The sequence below is a fragment of the Arthrobacter sp. MMS24-T111 genome (assembly GCF_054888995.1).
In genome coordinates, this window is the sequence record NZ_JBTZRO010000001.1 from 619,730 (window position 1) to 636,484 (window position 16,755).

The 16,755-nt window shown below is 68.5% G+C and carries 12 protein-coding genes and 3 pseudogenes; 5 read left to right on the plus strand and 10 right to left on the minus strand.

Features of this window, described 5'->3' with window-relative positions:
• Positions 1–15 precede the first annotated feature (15 nt).
• Positions 16–1,032, plus strand: coding sequence for a glycoside hydrolase family protein (locus tag ACX5I6_RS02830; protein WP_461839406.1), 1,017 nt, complete (start codon positions 16–18; stop codon positions 1,030–1,032).
• A gap of 151 nt (positions 1,033–1,183) precedes the next feature.
• On the opposite strand, the pseudogene ACX5I6_RS02835 reads toward ACX5I6_RS02830, so the two are convergent.
• From ACX5I6_RS02835 to glnT, 8 genes and pseudogenes are all read right to left on the minus strand, one after another.
• Positions 1,184–2,476: pseudogene (locus tag ACX5I6_RS02835) on the minus strand (ammonium transporter).
• A gap of 250 nt (positions 2,477–2,726) precedes the next feature.
• Positions 2,727–3,338: a helix-turn-helix domain-containing protein gene (locus tag ACX5I6_RS02840; protein ID WP_461839407.1), complete on the minus strand. Its 612-nt coding sequence runs from the start codon at positions 3,336–3,338 to the stop codon at positions 2,727–2,729.
• A gap of 57 nt (positions 3,339–3,395) precedes the next feature.
• Positions 3,396–4,666 (minus strand): annotated as a pseudogene (locus ACX5I6_RS02845) (allantoate amidohydrolase).
• An 11-nt stretch (positions 4,667–4,677) separates the two neighbouring features.
• A complete protein-coding gene (locus tag ACX5I6_RS02850) occupies positions 4,678–5,838 on the minus strand; it encodes an FAD-dependent oxidoreductase (RefSeq protein ID WP_461839408.1) in 1,161 nt (386 codons plus the stop codon).
• Positions 5,838–7,211 carry an FMN-binding glutamate synthase family protein gene (locus ACX5I6_RS02855; protein ID WP_461839409.1) on the minus strand — a complete coding sequence of 458 codons (1,374 nt, stop codon included), beginning with the start codon at positions 7,209–7,211 and terminating at the stop codon, positions 5,838–5,840. Before ACX5I6_RS02855 ends, ACX5I6_RS02850 begins: the two co-directional genes overlap by 1 nt.
• A 9-nt stretch (positions 7,212–7,220) precedes the next feature.
• Positions 7,221–7,940: a GltB/FmdC/FwdC-like GXGXG domain-containing protein gene (locus tag ACX5I6_RS02860; protein WP_285247905.1), complete on the minus strand. Its 720-nt coding sequence runs from the start codon at positions 7,938–7,940 to the stop codon at positions 7,221–7,223.
• Positions 7,928–8,836, minus strand: coding sequence for a class II glutamine amidotransferase domain-containing protein (locus tag ACX5I6_RS02865; protein WP_461839410.1), 909 nt, complete (start codon positions 8,834–8,836; stop codon positions 7,928–7,930). The genes ACX5I6_RS02860 and ACX5I6_RS02865 overlap by 13 nt, the downstream gene beginning before the upstream one ends.
• Before the next feature lie 24 nt (positions 8,837–8,860).
• Positions 8,861–10,258 carry a type III glutamate--ammonia ligase gene (gene glnT / locus ACX5I6_RS02870; RefSeq protein WP_461839411.1) on the minus strand — a complete coding sequence of 466 codons (1,398 nt, stop codon included), beginning with the start codon at positions 10,256–10,258 and terminating at the stop codon, positions 8,861–8,863.
• Positions 10,259–10,575: 317 nt separating this feature from the next.
• Between glnT and ACX5I6_RS02875 the strand changes: the two genes are divergently transcribed.
• The 4 genes and pseudogenes from ACX5I6_RS02875 to ACX5I6_RS02890 all read left to right on the plus strand — a co-directional run bounded on the left by ACX5I6_RS02875 (position 10,576) and on the right by ACX5I6_RS02890 (position 14,137).
• Positions 10,576–11,574, plus strand: coding sequence for a LacI family DNA-binding transcriptional regulator (locus tag ACX5I6_RS02875; protein WP_461839412.1), 999 nt, complete (start codon positions 10,576–10,578; stop codon positions 11,572–11,574).
• Between the two features lie 142 nt (positions 11,575–11,716).
• Positions 11,717–12,851, plus strand: a pseudogene (locus ACX5I6_RS02880) (Gfo/Idh/MocA family protein).
• Positions 12,851–13,609, plus strand: a complete 759-nt coding sequence (locus ACX5I6_RS02885) for a ThuA domain-containing protein (RefSeq protein ID WP_461839413.1) — start codon at positions 12,851–12,853, stop codon at positions 13,607–13,609. The pseudogene ACX5I6_RS02880 and the gene ACX5I6_RS02885 overlap by 1 nt, the downstream one beginning before the upstream one ends.
• 153 nt (positions 13,610–13,762) lie before the next feature.
• Positions 13,763–14,137, plus strand: a complete 375-nt coding sequence (locus ACX5I6_RS02890; RefSeq protein WP_018760785.1) for a cupin domain-containing protein — start codon at positions 13,763–13,765, stop codon at positions 14,135–14,137.
• Between the two features lie 68 nt (positions 14,138–14,205).
• On the opposite strand, the gene ACX5I6_RS02895 is transcribed toward ACX5I6_RS02890, so the two are convergent.
• Together ACX5I6_RS02895 and ACX5I6_RS02900 are read right to left on the minus strand one after the other, a co-directional pair.
• On the minus strand, positions 14,206–14,712 hold the full coding sequence (locus ACX5I6_RS02895; protein WP_461839414.1) for a hypothetical protein: 507 nt from the start codon (positions 14,710–14,712) through the stop codon (positions 14,206–14,208).
• Entirely contained in the window at positions 14,699–16,651 is a 1,953-nt protein-coding gene (locus ACX5I6_RS02900) for a primary-amine oxidase (protein ID WP_461839415.1), read from the minus strand. The genes ACX5I6_RS02895 and ACX5I6_RS02900 overlap by 14 nt, the downstream gene beginning before the upstream one ends.
• Positions 16,652–16,755 lie beyond the last annotated feature (104 nt).

The following is a 16,755-nucleotide window of genomic DNA, read 5'->3' on the forward strand; positions in this document are numbered from 1 at the left end:
ACGTTGGAGAAAACCGTGCACCAGCAGCAGGCCGCCCAGGAAACCGTTGCCCCGGAAGCACCACCCCTGCGCGCGGACGCCTTCACCCTCCCGTACCGTGATCCGGTGTGGGACGGCCCCACGGACCCCATCCTCGTGGCCGACCACCTCAACGGCGAGTGGGTCCTCTTCTACACCCAGCGGCGCGCCACAGCGCCAGGGCTGACAGGCGTCGAGTGGGTTCACGGGACCGGCATCGGTGGTGCGAGGTCGTCCGACGGCGGCGCCACCTGGCGCTACCAGGGCACCGTTGAGGGACTCATCCCGCCCGGAACGGAACTCCCGGCAACCCTCTGGGCCCCCGACGTCGTCCGCATCGGCAACCGGTGGATCATGTACCTGACGGTCCTGGGCGGCCGGCGGACGGACTGGACCGGGAAAGCGGAAATCGTGCAGTTCGCCAGCCATGACCTGGGGAAGTGGGAGTACCTGGGCGCCATCGGCCTGGACTCGCCGCGGGTGATCGACGCGGCCGTGGCCCGGTGTGGAGACGGCAGGTACCGGCTCTGGTACAAGGACGAGGCCCGCGGCTCCAATACCTTCAGCGCGGTCAGCGACACCCCGGACCGCCCGTCGTCGTGGGTCCTTGAAGGCGTGGCCATCCCGGGCCGCCCGCATGAAGGCCCCAAGGTCTTCCGGCTCGGCGGGAGCTACTGGATGATCGTGGACGAATGGCGCGGCCAGGCGGTGTACCGCTCGGTGGACGGCACCGGAAACTGGACCCGGCAGGAACACCTGGGCGGGCTGATCCTCACGGCGCCGGAATCCTGGGACGGACGGGCCGTCGTCGGACGCCACGCGGACGTGGTGCCGCTTGGCGGGGACGCGGGCGACGGCGGCGCGGACCGTGCGCTGCTTGTCTACTTCACGCATCCCTGCTGGGACGGTGAGGACATCGGCACCATGTCGCCGGACCCGCGCACGCGCCTCAGCCACGTCCGTGCCGCGGTGCTCGAAGTGCGCGGCGGCATCCTGGCCTGCACGGAACAGTAGGCACGCCGAAGGGCCAAACCCTGGAACTATAAGCCGGCGGTTGCCGGCACCGGTCCAAGGTTTGGCCCTGACTCGTGCGCTGGGACCCGCGACGCGGAAGCGTCCACCGGGCGCCGCCCCCAGCAGGCGGGCGCCCGGCGCGTTGCGGCGGTTACACCCGCTGCGGCGAGCCCAGTTCCACCGGGTCCTCATCCGTAAGGTAGGCAAGCTCGGAGTGGGCTGCGAGGTCGATGCCGCGCAGTTCGTCCTCGGGCTTGATGCGCAGGCCGCCCATGGCCTTGTCCAGGATCTTGGCCAGGACCCAGGTGAGCCCGAAGGAGTAGGCCAGGACGCTGACGGTGGCGATTGCCTGGACGCCGAGCAGGTCGAAGCCGCCGCCGTAGAACAGGCCGCTGACGCCGTTCGGGGCCTTGTCGGTGGCGAAAAGGCCGATCAGCAGGGTACCCAGGATGCCGCCGACGAGGTGGACGCCCACCACGTCGAGCGAATCGTCGAAGCCGAGGCGGAACTTCCATTCAATGGCCAGCGAGCAGACGGCACCGGCGATGGCGCCGATGGCCAGTGCGCCCAGCGGGCTGACGGCGCCACAGGCCGGGGTGATGGCCACCAGGGCGGCGATCAGGCCGGAGGCGGCGCCCATGCTGGTTGCGGCGCCATGGCGGACCCGCTCCACGAGGGCCCAGGCAAGCAGGCCGGCGGAGGCTGCGACGGCGGTGTTGAGGAAGACCACGGCCGCGGACTGGCCGGCGGCGAGCGCGGAGCCTGCGTTGAAGCCGAACCAGCCCACCCACAGCAGGCCTGCGCCCACCAGGACCAGGGGGCGGCTGTGCGGCTTCGTGTGTTCCATTTTCGGCCAGCCGGGCTCTCGCCCAGGACCAGGGCCAGGGCCAGGGCGGCGGCGCCGGCGTTCATGTGCACCGCGGTGCCACCGGCGAAGTCGATGGCCTTGATGCCGTTGGCGATCCAGCCGCCCACCGTGCTGCCGTCCGCAGAGTCGAACGCGAACACCCAGTGCGCGATGGGGAAGTAGACCACAGTGGCCCAGATGCCGGCGAACACCATCCAGGCGCCGAACTTCATGCGCCCGGCGGCAAGCTCCGGCAACGAGTGCGGTGGTGACGCAGGCGAAGAACAGCTGGAATGCTGCGAACAGGATGACCGGGATGGACGCCGAGTCATCCTTGGCCAGCAGCTGCCCCATGCCGGGGAATTCGGTGACGTCACCGATCAGGCCCAGGCCGCCCACGGAGTTGCCGAAGGCCATGGAGTAGCCGAACAGTGCCCAGAGGACGGCCACCAGGCTGGCGCCGCCGAAGCACATCATCATCATGTTGAGAATGCGGCGCGACCCCACCATGCCCCCGTAAAACAGGGCCAGGGCGGGGATCATCATGCACACCAGCGCCGAGCTGGCCAAAATCCAAGCGACATTTCCCGAATCCATGGGAAACCCCTTTCGTGATGCGAAGAGAGAACGGTCATTTGCCGTCAGAGCCGCTCTGCGGAGGGACGTGGCCGGAGAAACCACGTTCAGCGGGAGGGGCGGCTGTTGCCGTCTGGTTCCAACTGTATGGCGGCAATTCCCGGGTGGGTTTCCGGTGTGTTAAATGATCGTTTCGGTCATCCACAGGCGAGTTTCAGGGGTCACGCAGCACGCAGGAAGCTACTGCAGCAGCCACCCGTCACGGGCGGCGCTATTTGGCGGAGACCGCCAGGAACTGGATGGGAAGGTCCAGCAACTCCAGCGGGCCGTGCGGGCCTTCACCGTCCAGGAGCAGCGAGTCCCCGGCCTCCATTGCGTACTCGTAGGACCCGTGGCCGTAGACCATCCGGCCGGAGAGCATGTAGATGAACTCCGTGCCCGGGTGCTGGAACAGGGGAAAGACGTCGGAAGCGTCCGTGAGGGTCACCAGCGTGGGTTCGATGGCGTCGCTGCGGCCCTTCAACGTGCCCAGGACGCGGTATTCGTGGCCGTGCTGGGTGCCGCTGCGGACGGTGAGGCTGCCCTGGCCGTTCTTGGTGAAGGTGGCGTCCCGGTCGGTGTCCGCGCCCCGGAACAAAGCGGTGACGGGAACCTTCAGTCCGTCGGCCAGCCGCTGCAAGGTGGTGAGGGAGCAGGAGGTGGTGGCGGTTTCCACCCGGGAGATCATGGCCTTGGACAGGCCGGTCCGGGCTGCGAGCTCGGCCGACGACAATCCGGCCGACGTACGGTAGTGCCGGACCTGCGCCGCGATGACCTGCTCCAGCCGGCCGGCAACGTCCTCTGCGGGCTGTTCGGCTGCCTGGTCCCCGGCCTCTTCGGTCATGTTTGCCATCTTAGGCGGGCGGCGGGAGGCCCGGCGTACGACGACGGTCCTGGCCGGTCACGCTGCCTCGCCCAGCAGTCCGGCAAGGGAGTCCGCCAGGGCAAGTGCGCCGGCTTCGGCGTCTCCGTCGTCGACGAGTTCGTCCGGCGAATGCGAAACGCCAGTGGGGTTGCGGACAAACAGCATGGCTGTGGGCAGGTGTGCGGCCAGCACACCGGCGTCGTGGCCGGCGCCGGTGTCCAGCACCGGGGCGGCAGGCAGAGCTGCTGCAGCCGGTCCCGGAGGCCGCCGTCGAAATGCACCGTGGGACTCAGCGACTCCGTACCCAGGCTGGCTGTGCAGCCTTCTTCCGCGGCGAGGACCTGGGCGTTCTGTCCGATCGCCTCCACCAGTGCGGCGGTGACCGAGTCCTCCGGGTGGCGGACGTCGATCCACAGGTCCACCCGGGACGCGATGACGTTGGTGCCGCCGGGGACGGGCTGCACCCTGCCCACGGTGGCCCGGGCGTCCCGGTATTTGCGGGCGGTATCCCGGATGGAAACCATCACCTTGGCGGCGGCAACCATGGGGTCCTTGCGGTCCGCCATGAGCGTGGTGCCGGCATGGTTCCCCTCCCCCGTGATGCCCAGCTTCCAGCGGCCATGACCCAGGATGGACGATCCGATGGCCACGGGCTGGTGGAGGTCGATCAGCCCCCTCCCCTGCTCCACATGCAGCTCGACGAACATTCCGAGCCGCTGAAGGGCCGAGTGGTCCGCTCCGATGAACCGGGGGTCCTGGCCGTTCGCGGCGGCCACCTCGGCATAGGTGTTGCCGGCCGGGTCCTTGAGGTTGCGGGCTTTGGCGGCGTCCAGTTGGCCGGTAAGGAGCCGTGAGCCGAGGCAGGCAACACCGAACCGGGAACCCTCCTCTTCCGGGAAGACGGCGATCACCAGCGGCCGCCGGGGCCGGAAGTTCCGGGCTTTGAGGAGGTCGACGGCGACCAGCGCCGAGGCGACCCCCAGGGGCCCGTCGTACGCACCGCCGCCGGGAACGGAATCGAGGTGGCTGCCGGTGGCGACGGCGTCCTCCCGCACCCCTGTTGCGGTGTCCCACCAGGCCCAGATGATCCCGTTGTGGTCGGTTTGGACATCGAGGCCGCGCCGGCCGGCCTGCTCGATGAACCAGGCCCGCAGGTCGGTCTCGGCGGTGGAGAACACAGGGCGGGAGTAGCCGCCGCGGGTGTTGTCCCGGCCGATGGTGGAGATGTCCTGCAGGAGCCCGGTAACGGTGGGTGCGCTGGTTTCGGCGGGGACGGCTGGTTCAGTTGTTGTTCGGAAAAGGCTCACGATGTTCCGTTCTACGTGGTCAGCGCCGGGGAGGATGCACTCCGGAAACGGTCCGGAATTGACCCGGCACCGGTGGCCAGATCCGCGGCCCACTGTCCGATCAGCGGCGCGAATTTTGCCCCGTGGCCCGAGCAGGGTGAGACGACGGTGAGGTTGTCCGCCCGGTCAATGAGGAAGTCCTCGGTGGGGGTGTTGGTGAACAGGCAGGTGGTTTCGGCGTACGGTTCCGGGTCCAGGCCAGGCAGGTAGCGGCGGACGTACTCCCTCACGCGGGCGCGGTTGGCCGGGTCCACCGCGCCGGTCTGGGCTGCTGCCGACGGGATGCGCGGGCCGCCGTTGTACTCGGCCACTTTCTGCCCGGCAAAGCCGGCGTCCCGCCCGCCGGGCAGCCCGTAGGCTTGGATGCCGGCGGCTTTGTGGATGAAGGTGGGCCAGGCGGGGGCACCCGCGCCCGTGCCGCCGTCGTCATCCCTGTACCGGAAGTGGAAGGCCTGCTCCTGCCGCACGGTGAATTCGGGCAGTCCGGCCAGGAAGGACGGCGGAAGCGGCAGCGAGTCCAGCAGCTGCGGGAGCCAGCCCCCGGCGCTGACCACGATGTTGCCGGCGTCGATGGTGCTGCCGGCCGCCGAGCGCACGCGGTAGCCGGTGCCGTGGTTTTCCACGCCGGCCACGTTCCAGCCGGTGAGGACCCGGGCACCGTTGCCGACGGCGAGGTCCACCATCACGTTCACGGAGGTTTCGGCGTCGATCACGCCGGCGCCGGGGTGCCAGAGCACCTCGGTATCGAACGCGATGTGCGGCCAGCGGTTCCGGGCGTCGGCGGCGGTCAGCAGTTCGTGGTCGATTCCGGCGGCGCCGAGCACCTCCGCGAGCTGCGCCGGATTCCGCTTCTGGCCATAGTCCACCGCTCCGGCGGGGGTGATCAGTTCGGTGCCGGCCTCGGCGGCGAGCCCGTCCCAGAGTGCCTTCGATTCCAGGACGGCACGGGTGTAGAACAGGTCCGGGTAGGCGTAGCGCAAGATGCGTGCCGAGCCGTGGGAACTGCCGTCATGTGCGGCCGGGACGTCGCGTTCCAGGAGCGTGACCTGGTGGCCGCGGGACGCCAGCTGCCAGGCGGTGGCGGCGCCGGCAAGGCCCGCGCCCACCACCACGTAGTCGGACGGGTCCGTCATCAGAAGCTCCCCTGGGCTCCGGGGATCCAGTTGGTGCCGGCCAGCGGCACCCGGGCCATGGCGGAAGCCTCGATGGTGAGCGCCACCAGGTCCTCGGGTTCCAGGTTGTGCAGGTGCGATTTTCCGCAGGCCCGGGCGATGGTCTGGGCTTCCATGGTAAGGACGCGGAGGTAGTTGGCCAGCCGGCGTCCCGCGGCCACCGGGTCCAGCCGTGAAGCAAGCGACGGGTCCTGGGTGGTGATGCCGGCGGGGTCGCGGCCGTCCTGGAAGTCGTCGTAGAACCCGGCGGCGGAGCCGAGGGCGGCGTATTCGGCGGCGTAGCGGGGGTCGTTGTCGCCAAGCGCGATCAGCGCGGCGGTGCCGATGGCGACGGCGTCCGCGCCCAGGGCCATGGCCTTGGCAACATCTGCCCCGGTGCGGATGCCGCCGGAAACGATCAGCTGGACCTTACGGTGCACACCGAGCTCCTGCAGGGCCTGGACCGCCTGCGGGATGGCGGCCAGCGTGGGGATCCCCACGTTCTCGATGAACACCTGCTGCGTGGCGGCGGTGCCGCCCTGCATCCCGTCCACCACCACGACGTCCGCGCCGGACTTCACGGCGAGCGCGGTGTCGTAGTACGGCCGGGAGGCACCGACCTTGACGTAGATGGGGGTTTTCCAGTCGGTGATTTCGCGGAGTTCGCCGATCTTGATTTCGAGGTCGTCCGGGCCGGTCCAGTCCGGGTGTCGGCTTGCGGAGCGCTGGTCGATGCCCACCGGCAGGGTGCGCATGCCGGCCACGCGTTCGGTGATTTTCTGGCCCAGCAGCATGCCGCCGCCCCCGGGCTTGGCGCCCTGGCCGAGCACGATCTCGATCGCGTCGGCCTTGCGGAGGTCGTCCGGGTTCATGCCGTAGCGGGACGGCAGGTACTGGTACACCAGGTGCTTGGACTGGCCGCGCTCCTCCGGCGTCATCCCGCCGTCGCCCGTGGTGGTGGAGGTGCCCACCTCGCTGGCGCCGCGCCCCAGCGCTTCCTTGGCGTTGGCGGACAGGGCGCCGAAGCTCATGCCGGCGATGGTCACCGGGGTCTGCAGGTGCAGCGGGCGGGTCGCGTGCCGGTCCCCGAGGACGACGTCGGTATCGCACTTTTCGCGGTACCCCTCGAGTGGGTAGCGCGACATCGAGGCGCCGAGGAAGAGAAGGTCGTCGAAGTGCGGGACCTTGCGCTTGGCGCCCCAGCCGCGGATGTCGTAGACGCCGGTGGCGGCAGCCCGCTGGATGTCCGCGATGGTGGCGCGGTCGAAGGTGGCGGACTCGCGCAGGCCAAGTTCGGCGTTTTGGGCGGGCGCTGCAGGAGCCTGTGCGGGTGCGGGGAGGGAAGTGATGGTCACGGGAGCCTCCTAGTAGGCGGTCGAGTTGTCGACGTGGAAGTGGTAGAGGTTCCTGGCGGAGCCGTAGCGCTTGAAATCGGCGGGGTTGTCGGTGCGGCCGGCGGCGGCGAGCAGTTCCGCAAGTTCGGCCAGGTGCTCTTCGCGGAGCGGTTTTTCGACGCAGTCGGCGCCCAGGGAGGCGACGGAGCCTTTGACGTAGATCCGGGCCTCGTAGATGGAGTCGCCCAGGGCATCACCGGCGTCGCCGCAGACCACCAGCCGGCCGGCCTGCGCCATGAACGCCGACATGTGGCCGATGTTGCCGCCCACCACGATGTCCACGCCCTTCATGGAGATCCCGCAGCGCGCACCGGCGTTGCCGTCGATGACCACCAGGCCGCCGTGGCCGGTGGCGCCCGCCGACTGGGACGCATCGCCCTTCACGTGGACGCGGCCGGACATGATGTTCTCCGCAAGTCCCACGCCGGCATTGCCGTTGATGGCCACGCTCCCCTTTTGGTGCATCCCCGCGGCGTAATACCCGGCATGGCCGTCGATGGTCACGGCGATGTCCGCGTCGATGCCGACGGCGAGGCTGTGCTTGCCGCCAGGATTGGTGACGGTCCAGGACTGCCCGTCCACGGCGTTGTGCAGGGCCTGGTTCAGTTCGCGGACCGGGACCTCTGCGAGGTCGAGCACCGCGGGCGTTGCGGCGGGTGCCAAGGCTTCGGGGGCTGTCAGAGTGACCATGTGTAGACCTTTCCGGGTTCCGGTTCAAAAATGCGGGCGTCGCCGATGCCAGGCAGTCCGGCCAGGGCGCGGTATTCGGAGGCCATGGCCACGTAGTCGTCCGTTTCGGCGATAATGGCCGGCTTGCAGGCGATGGGGTCGCGGACCACGGCCATGCTGTCCGCGGTGGTGACCACCAGCGTGTAGAAGCCGTCCAGGACCTTGCCCAGGTTCACCAGCGCTTCTTCGAGGGTGTCGCCCTGCTTCAGCCGGGAAGCCACGTAGCGGGCACCCACCTCGGTGTCATTCTCGGAGTCGAACACCACGCCCTCACGCCTCAGGTTCCGCCGGACCGTGGCGTGGTTGGAGAACGAGCCGTTGTGCACCAGGCAGAGGTCGTCGGCCACGGAGAAGGGGTGCGAGCCGCCGGCAGTGACGGCGGATTCGGTGGCCATCCGGGTGTGGGACAGGCCCTGGCTGCCGGCCATGGCGTCCAGTCCGTGCCCGGCGGCGATCTCCATCGGGTGGCCCACGCTCTTCATCACGGCCACATGCTCACCCCGGCCAATGATGGTGGCACCGGGCACGGTTTCGCTGACGGCCTTCACCAGCAGGTCGGTCCCGACGGCGGCGCTCACCAGCGTGGTGTCGCCCACCACCTGCACGGCTGGTGCCGCATCCGACGGCAGGAGCGCCGCGACGCCGCCGGTGATGGCCGCCGTCGCCATGCCCTGGTCCCGGCCCAGCAGGCTCAAGGTGGACCTGCCCGGCGACACCAGGCCGGGGGTGTTGTAGACGGCGAGGCCGGCGGAGTCAGGGCCGCGGTCCACGATCTGGCACAGCATCGAGGACAGCAGGGCGCCCATTTGGGGGTGCAGCGAGGGATTGCGCAGCTGCAGCGCGGCGATTCCGCACATGGAAAATCCTTTGCTAAGTAGGGATCAGATGGAGGTGAGGTAGGTGCGGATTTCCCAGTCGCTGACCTGGTTGTGCCAGCTCAGGAACTCCTCTTCCTTGGCGTTGGCGTAATACAGGCCAATCTCCGGATCGCCGCTGAGGCTGGCCAGGACCACCGGGTCCCGGCGGAGTGCTTCGACGGCGTGCAGCAGGGTGGCCGGCAGGAAGTGGGCGTCCGGTTTGGACTCGCCGGGGCCTGACGGCATGCCGGGGTCGGCGGAGCTCTCCACCCCGTCCAGGCCGGCCGCAATGGCTGCTGCGATGGCCAGGTAGGGGTTTGCCGAGCCGTCGCCGGAGCGCAACTCGATCCGGTTGTTGTCCGGCACCCGGATCATGTGGGTGCGGTCGTTCCCGCCGAAGGACGCCTTCCGGGGCGACCAGGTGGCGCCCGAGGAACTCGTCGTGGCGCCGGTGCGCTTGTAGGAATTCACGGTGGGGGCGAGGAAGGCCTGCAAGGCCGGGGCGTGGTCCAGGATCCCGCCGATGAACGAATAGGCGAGGCCTGACAGCCCAAGGCCGCGGCCGTCGTCGTCCGCTCCCCCTGCGGCCGGGAACAGCGCCTCCGCACCGGACCACAGCGAGAGGTGGAAGTGCAGCCCGGTGCCGGTGCGTTCCGTGAACGGTTTGGGCATGAAGGTGGCGGTCATGCCGCGCTGTTCGGCCAGGATGTTCAGGATGTAGCGGAGCGAGATGACGCGGTCTGCGGTGGTGAGGGCGTCCGCATAGTTGAAGTTCTGCTCGAACTGGCCGGCGGCGTCCTCGTGGTCGTTGGCGTAGTTGCCCCAGCCCAGGCTGTTCATCGCCGTGCTGATGGAGGCCAGGTGCTCGTACATGCGGGTCACGCCGCGGGCGTCGTAGCAGGGGCGGGGCGAATCGTCGCGGGTGTCGGCGGTGCTCAGCGTCCCGTCGTCGTTCTTGTTCACCAGGAAGTACTCCACCTCGGCCCCCACCTTGGCCTGCATCCCGTGGCCCGCCAGGCGGGCAAGGGCGTTTTTGAGGATGACCCGCGGCGCGTAGGGCCACGGCTTGCCGTCAACGTGGGGATCGCAGTGGACGATGGCCAGGCCTTCCTTGATGAAGGGCACCGGCGTGAAGGAGGCGAGATCCGGAATCGCGATTAGGTCGGCGTCCTGGGGATTCTGGCCGATGAGGCCCGCGGCGTAGCCGGCGAACCCCATGGCCCCGCCCTCGAGTTGGTCGGCAGCTTCCACGGGGACCAGCTTGGCGCAGGGCTTGCCGGTCATGTCCACGAACGTGGCCAGCAGGAAACGGACATCGTGGGCGCGGGCGATGTCCTTGAGGGAAATCCCGGCGGCATCCGCACGGGCTGCGGGAGCAGCTGCGGGCGCGGGGGTTACAGCAGGGGTTGCGACACTGGTCATCGAAACATTCCTGTCCGGGTCGGTGTTAGCTAAGAGTAAACCTTGTTGCACCAGATTAGCCAAGGGGATGTTTCGCGCGTCCGGCCGGCGTGTTAATTGCATGTTTCGAGGCCGGGGAGGAGGGGCGGCGTCACGCGGAGCACGCTTTACGGGAACGTCCGACGGCGGAATGCCGGGTTTGTGCGGGACACGGCGCCGCGGCGGGACGAAAGCGTGCTCCGCGTGACGCCGGGCGCACGCTTCCGGCGGCCAGGTGGCGGCTAAGCTGAAAAAACACTCCAACACGGCAGGGCCCGGCCCCGGAAGGACACATTGGTATGGCTCGAGCGACCGTGCAGGACGTCGCCAAAACGGCGGGAGTCTCCGTGGGCACGGTCTCCCGCGTCCTCAACGGAAGTCCCGCGGTGAGCGCCTCCAGCCGGGAGAAGGTGGCCGGGGCGATCCGTGAGCTCAACTACCGGCCCCTCGCCTCCGCGCGCGACCTGCGCCGCGACCGGACCATGCGCATCCTGGCCCTCGCCAAGAACCTTGAGTCCCCGGTCATCAGCGAAGCCTTCCGCGGGGTGGGCGACGCCGCGGCACAGTCCGGCTACGTGAGCCTCATTGCCCCAACCGCCGGAAGCCCGGATCGCGAACAGCAATTGGTGGACATGCTCCGGAACGGGTCCGTGGACGGTCTGGTCATGTTTTCGCCCACCATGCCCGACGACGATGTGGAAGCCCTTGCAACCTCGCTGAGCGTAGTCCAGTTGTGTGAAATAGCGGAGTCGGAAGCAGCCTTCGGCGTCTCGATCGACGACCGGCAGGCCGCCCGCGACATCACCCGGCACCTCATAGGAACCGGCGCCCGGCGGCTTGCCATGATCGGCAACCGGGCGGCCCGGTCCGGGCGGCTGCGCGAACAGGGGTTCCGCGAAGCCCTGTCCGAGGCAGGCCTGGAGGCGGCACAGAGCCTCTTTGCCGCCGGGGACTTCGACTTCCACGCCGGCCGTCAGCTGACCCGCGAACTCCTCGCCGCGGACCACCTTCCCGATGCCGTATTCTGTGGCAGCGACACTGTGGCGGCCGGTTGCGTCCGCGAAATCACCGACGCCGGGCTCCGGGTTCCCGAGGACCTGGCCGTTGCCGGCTTCGACGATTCCATCCAGGCGGAGATGTGCGTTCCGGAACTGACCACCATCCGGCAGCCCGCCTATGAGATGGGCCGCGTGGCGTTTGGGGCGCTCCTGGAACGGATGACGGAGCCGGGGGTGCACCGCCGCGGCCGGATGTTCCTCCCGCACGAGCTGGTCATCAGGGAATCCACGAAGAACTGACCGGGGGTTGACGTCCCCGCGCCGAACCTGACAAGATTTTGGAATCGATTCCAAACACTCCTCAGCATTCATTGCTGATCATTTTGGAATCGATTCCACAAACCCAGTCCAGCACCAGCCCGGCACCGAAAAGGAAGCACCCTTGAACAACCAGCAACCCCCCGGCCCGCAGCCCCCGGAACCAGCAGAGGCCCCGGCCAGGGAGCTCCGCGTCGGCGTCGTCGGCATCGGCTGGGCCGGCCAGCAGCACCTCAAGGCCTACAGCGAGCTGGAGGGCGTCCGCATTGTGTCGCTGGCAGGAATGGAGCAGGAACTCCGGGCGGACCTCCAGGCCGAATACGCCATTCCCAACGGTTTCGCCGACTGGCAGGACATGCTGGACCACGGCGGCCTGGACGCCGTCAGCGTGGCCGTTCCAACTTTCCTGCACGCTCCCATTGCCATCGCGGCCCTGGAGCGGGGAATCCATGTGCTGAGCGAAAAACCGATCGCCCGCAACGCCGTGGAGGGCCAGGCCATGGTGGATGCTGCCCGCAAAGCCGGACGGGTCCTGGATGTGGCCTTCAACCACCGCCGCCGCGGCGACATCAAGGCCCTCAAGGACGTCATCGACGCCGGCGGCCTGGGCCGCCCCTACTATGCCAAGGCCTCCTGGCTCCGCCGCTCCGGCATCCCCACCCTGGGCAGCTGGTTCACCAACCCCGAGCTCGCAGGCGGCGGACCGCTGGCGGACATCGGCGTCCACGCACTGGATTACGCCCTGCACCTGCTCGGGGAACCGAAGGTGGTGGCCGTCTCCGCCGCCACCCACTCGGGAGCTCGGCCCGCAGGGACGCGGCGGCGGCAGCAGGTATTCGGCCCAGGCCACGAGCCACGCCTTCGAAGTGGAGGACTTCGCCTCTGCGTTCCTCCGGCTTGAGGGCGGCGGAACGCTGCTGATCGAGGCGGGATGGGCAACCTACCGGGAAACGGACGATCTCCTCGACTTCACGGTCTACGGCACGGACGGCGGCGCCGAACTGAAGGTGCACGGGGCTCCGTTCCCGCCGGTGGGCCAGCTCCGGGTCTTCACGGACAAGGACGGCGAGTCCGCCGACTACGTGCCGCCGGTGCTGCCCGGCCGTGCCCACGATGCCGTGGTGGAAGACTTCGTGGCCGCAGTCCGCGACGGCGAAGCGGCCTGGGCTGGGCATGACGGCTCCCTGGCACTCTACCGGGCACAGATCATCGACGCATGCTACCAGTCGGCACTCGAGCAGAGGGAGGTCAGGCTCTAATGAACGGAAAACTGAGGATCCGGGTCTGGAATGAGGGCGTCCACGAGGCCAACAACGAGCCCGCCCATATCGGCGATATCTACCCCGATGGTATCCACGGCGCCATCGCCGCGGGGCTCCGGCCCTACTACCCGGACGCGGACATAACGACGGCGGTGCTCGCCAGCAACGACGAAAACGGCCTGGACGAGGAGGTGCTCGCGGAAACGGACGTCCTGCTCTGGTGGGGCCACATCGCCCACCACGAGGTGAGCGACGCCGTCGTCGAACGCGTCCACCGGCACGTGCTCGGTGGGATGGGACTGATCGTGCTCCATTCGGGGCATTTCGCGAAGATCTTCACCAGGCTGCTGGGCACCAGCTGCTCCCTGGCCTGGCGGAACGACGGCCAGCGCGAACTGGTGTGGACGGTGAAGCCGTCGCATCCCATCGCGGAAGGCGTGGAGAGCCCCATCGTCATCCCCGAGCAGGAAATGTACGGCGAACTGTTCGACATCCCGGACCCCGACGACCTGATCTTCATCAGTTCCTTCGCCGGCGGTGAAGTGTTCCGTTCCGGCGTCACGTTCACCCGGGGCAAGGGCAGGATCTTCTACTTCAGCCCCGGCGACCAGGAGTACCCCGTGTACCACCATCCGCAGGTCCAGCGGGTGCTCGCCAACGGCGTGAGGTGGGCGGCGCAGCCAGGGCTGGACCGCTCGGCCCCCGCTGTGACCAACCCGGCCCGGGAGTGGTTCGAAGGGGCCGCCCGGCATTGACATCGCCTGCGCCGGAGAGCAGATTGAAATCGTTGCGATGCAAGGTCCGGCGGGTTCCGGACGGGCACTTCCTGCCCCGCCGGACTGTCATTCCCTGAGCGGCTCAGCGCCCGTGGGCGAATTTCATAACCACTCCCATTCGAGGAGCCAGAAATGCCTGCAATAACGGTCAAGGACCTTGAAACCAAGTCCTTCAACGACGCCGACGAAAAGCGCCGCCCGCCCAAGACCCAGGTGGACGTGGTCAACATTGGCGGCGCCACCCTGGGCCGGCTCACCTTCGAGCCCGGCTGGCGCTGGTCCGAAACGGTCAAAACCGTGGTCCACACGGACAGTTGCCAAAACAACCACCTTGGCTTCTGCACCGCCGGGACCCTGACCGTCCAGCTGGACGACGGCACCCGCACCACCATCCATGCCGGGGACGCCTACTCCATTCCGGCCGGCCACGACGCCTGGGTGGAAAACGACGAGACGTTCGTTGGCTATGAAGTCATGAGCGCGGCCGAGTACGCCAAGCCCGCCTGACAAGCGACCCGACGCCAGGCCGCGCGCCGCCACTTTTCGCGGCACGCGGCCTGGCTTTTTAGCGCCGCCTACCGCTGGCGCAGCCTTGCCACCAGCGTGGCGGCCACCAGGGCGGTGGCCAGTTCCAGGCCGATGACCAGCAGCAGCTGGGCGCTGCCGCCTGGCTCAGCACCAGCGGACGACGACGGCACTGCGCCGTGCGCGTGGCCGGAACCGCCGGCTCCCAACAGGAGGCCCGCGTGAACGGCGGCCATGGCCACGGCGGCAGCGGTGACCCGGTGGAGTGCGGCCACACCGCGGTGCCGCCAGATATGGACGGCACAGGGCACGCAGACCGCGGCAAGGGCCAGCATGAGGGCGCTAAGCCAGGCACCATGGGTGCCTGTGGCGGCCAGCCAGACGTGCATAGCGCAGGAAACGGCGGTGACCACGGCCGCGAGCCTGGGATGGACCATCGGACCGCCGGCACGGGCCCGGGCCGCCGTCGTCGTCCTTCCTGCTGCTGCCCTGCCTGTTGCGCGCCCTGGCCCTGCTGCTGCCGGCGCCGGGGCAGGGGCGGCGCTAGTGGCAGCCACCGCTGCCGCCCTCGCCGTGGCAGGACGCGGCTTGCCGGTTGGGATTGGCGGGGACGTCCAGGACGGGACTCCGGTCAAAGAAACCTTCCGGCCGGAGCTTGAAGCCCACAGTGTCCACGGGCATGATGGGCCAGTCCTCCACCCGCGGGAAGTGGGTGAGGCCGAAGGTATGCCAGACCACGATGTCCTGGCCGTCGATGTCGCGGTCCTGCGCCACGTAGGCCGGCAGGCCCGCGCCGCCGGCGTGCTGGTTGACGAAGTCGCCCGTCGGGTAGCGTTCCCCGTCCGCGTAGCGGGTGACCCAGAGATCCTTGGTGGCGAAGGCTGCGCGGCGGGCGATCGAGGAGTCCGGATCGGCCAGGAGCGTGGGCTGGTTCTGCGGGTGGAGCTTGTAGCCCACAGGCTCGCCCAGCCGGTTGCGGGATTCGGGATTGGAGATGATCCAGGTGCGGCCGGCGCGGGCGTCGGCCTCGCGGACGGCATTGGTTTCCCGCGCCAGCACGGTGCGCTTGCGGGAGAAGGCGTTGCCGCGCTCGTTGCCCGGCCCCATGGCCTGCCGGACCACGTCTTCCTCCTCCACCCGGTTCGTGAAGCCGTCGATCGCCATGTCCAGCCGGGCGCTGAAGAGGTGCTGGTGGAACGGGGCACCCAAGCCCGGTGCCAGCTGGGAGATGTTGTCCGAGCCGCCCGCCGGGAACGCGGACGTGAAAACGACGCCGGTGGCCTTGGCCTCGAACTCGATGGTTCCGTCCAGGTAGAGGTACCAGTAGAAGCCGTAGTCGTAGTTGCCGATGGTGGTGAAGAAGGAGATCACCAGGCGGCGGTTGCGGCGGGTGTAGGTGATGCCGCTCCAGAGGTCCGAGTGCTTGGCCAGGATGCTCCAGTCTTCCTCGTGCATGCAGATGCCGTTGCGGATTTCGCGCGGGTTGCCGAAGGCGTCGGAGATGACGGGGCTGAGGTAGGTGATCTCGCCCAGGCAGTCGCAGCCGAGTTCCAGGGAGTTGGCGTACTGGCCCACCAGGTATTCGCCTGTGTCGAAGTAGTTCTGCCATGACCGGACCGGCGACGGGTCGCCGTAAGGAACCACCATCTCGGCAATGGACGCCCGGTTGATGATGGGCCGGTTGCGGTCCCCGTCCCGGAAGGCGAGGTTGTGCAGGACCACGCCTTCGCGGACATCGAAGCCGACGTCCACGCTCCACTTTTCCCATTCCACGTGGTTGCCGCCGGTGACAGTGAAGCTGGGGCCCTCGGGCTGGGTGATGTTGATGGGCTTTTGGGTGTCGCGGATGGGTCCGGTCAGTTCGGGGTCGGTGTAGTTGCCGTGCTCGGCGGGGATGGGCATGGCGCCGAGGTCGATGACCTGGGTGACTTCCTTGCTGACCACGTCCACATAGGCCACCAGCCCGTCCACGGGGTGCGCCCAGGCGCTGTCCTCCGGGAAGTCCTGCACGAAGGCCAGCCCCCGCAGGATCCGGCGGCCTTTCTCTTCGGCGTACTCGAAGACGCCGGCCGAGAGCGGGGCCACGCGGACCTTTTGCACGTCCAGCCCGCGGTCCGCGAGCGCCGTGAGCCACCGCTCGTCCGTGGCCAGGAGCGCCTCCACCACCTCGAATTCCTCTTCGAGGACCGGAAGCTCACCGGTCACCGCGGTGTCCAGTTCGACGGCGGAGAGCACCTCCTGCCGGGTGGTGGAGACCACCACGTCGCGCGGCGCAGCGCCTGAGACATCGTGGATGAAGACGCGGAAGCGCCGGTCCGCCGGCGCTGGATCGGTGCCGCGCGAAGGATCCAGCTGGCCCAGGTAGGCGATCCTGTGCTGCGGGCCCAGGTGGCCTTCCGACTGCAGGATTGCTTTAACCTGGGAGATTTCGTCGCCGGAAGTCAGCCGGTAAGCAGACGCGGAGTCTGGTGCAGTGTGGGTGGGTGCAAGCGTCATGGAGGAAACCTTCGTCCGGGCCGTCGCCGGCCATTGGGTTTATTTTCTATAGTTGTAGAGAATAAACGTCCGTAACATGGCTCACAAGAGGTTGGGCAAGGAAA

What these genes read in the sequence shown, in the direction of transcription:
- ACX5I6_RS02840 (WP_461839407.1), bottom strand. Translation starts at nt 3,338, where the DNA reads ATGACCGAAGAGGCCGGGGACCAGGCAGCCGAACAGCCCGCAGAGGAC.
- ACX5I6_RS02850 (WP_461839408.1), bottom strand. Translation starts at nt 5,838, where the DNA reads ATGACGGACCCGTCCGACTACGTGGTGGTGGGCGCGGGCCTTGCCGGC.
- ACX5I6_RS02860 (WP_285247905.1), bottom strand. Translation starts at nt 7,940, where the DNA reads ATGGTCACTCTGACAGCCCCCGAAGCCTTGGCACCCGCCGCAACGCCC.
- ACX5I6_RS02865 (WP_461839410.1), bottom strand. Translation starts at nt 8,836, where the DNA reads ATGTGCGGAATCGCCGCGCTGCAGCTGCGCAATCCCTCGCTGCACCCC.
- glnT (WP_461839411.1), bottom strand. Translation starts at nt 10,258, where the DNA reads ATGACCAGTGTCGCAACCCCTGCTGTAACCCCCGCGCCCGCAGCTGCT.
- ACX5I6_RS02875 (WP_461839412.1), top strand. Translation starts at nt 10,576, where the DNA reads ATGGCTCGAGCGACCGTGCAGGACGTCGCCAAAACGGCGGGAGTCTCC.
- ACX5I6_RS02885 (WP_461839413.1), top strand. Translation starts at nt 12,851, where the DNA reads ATGAACGGAAAACTGAGGATCCGGGTCTGGAATGAGGGCGTCCACGAG.
- ACX5I6_RS02890 (WP_018760785.1), top strand. Translation starts at nt 13,763, where the DNA reads ATGCCTGCAATAACGGTCAAGGACCTTGAAACCAAGTCCTTCAACGAC.
- ACX5I6_RS02900 (WP_461839415.1), bottom strand. Translation starts at nt 16,651, where the DNA reads ATGACGCTTGCACCCACCCACACTGCACCAGACTCCGCGTCTGCTTAC.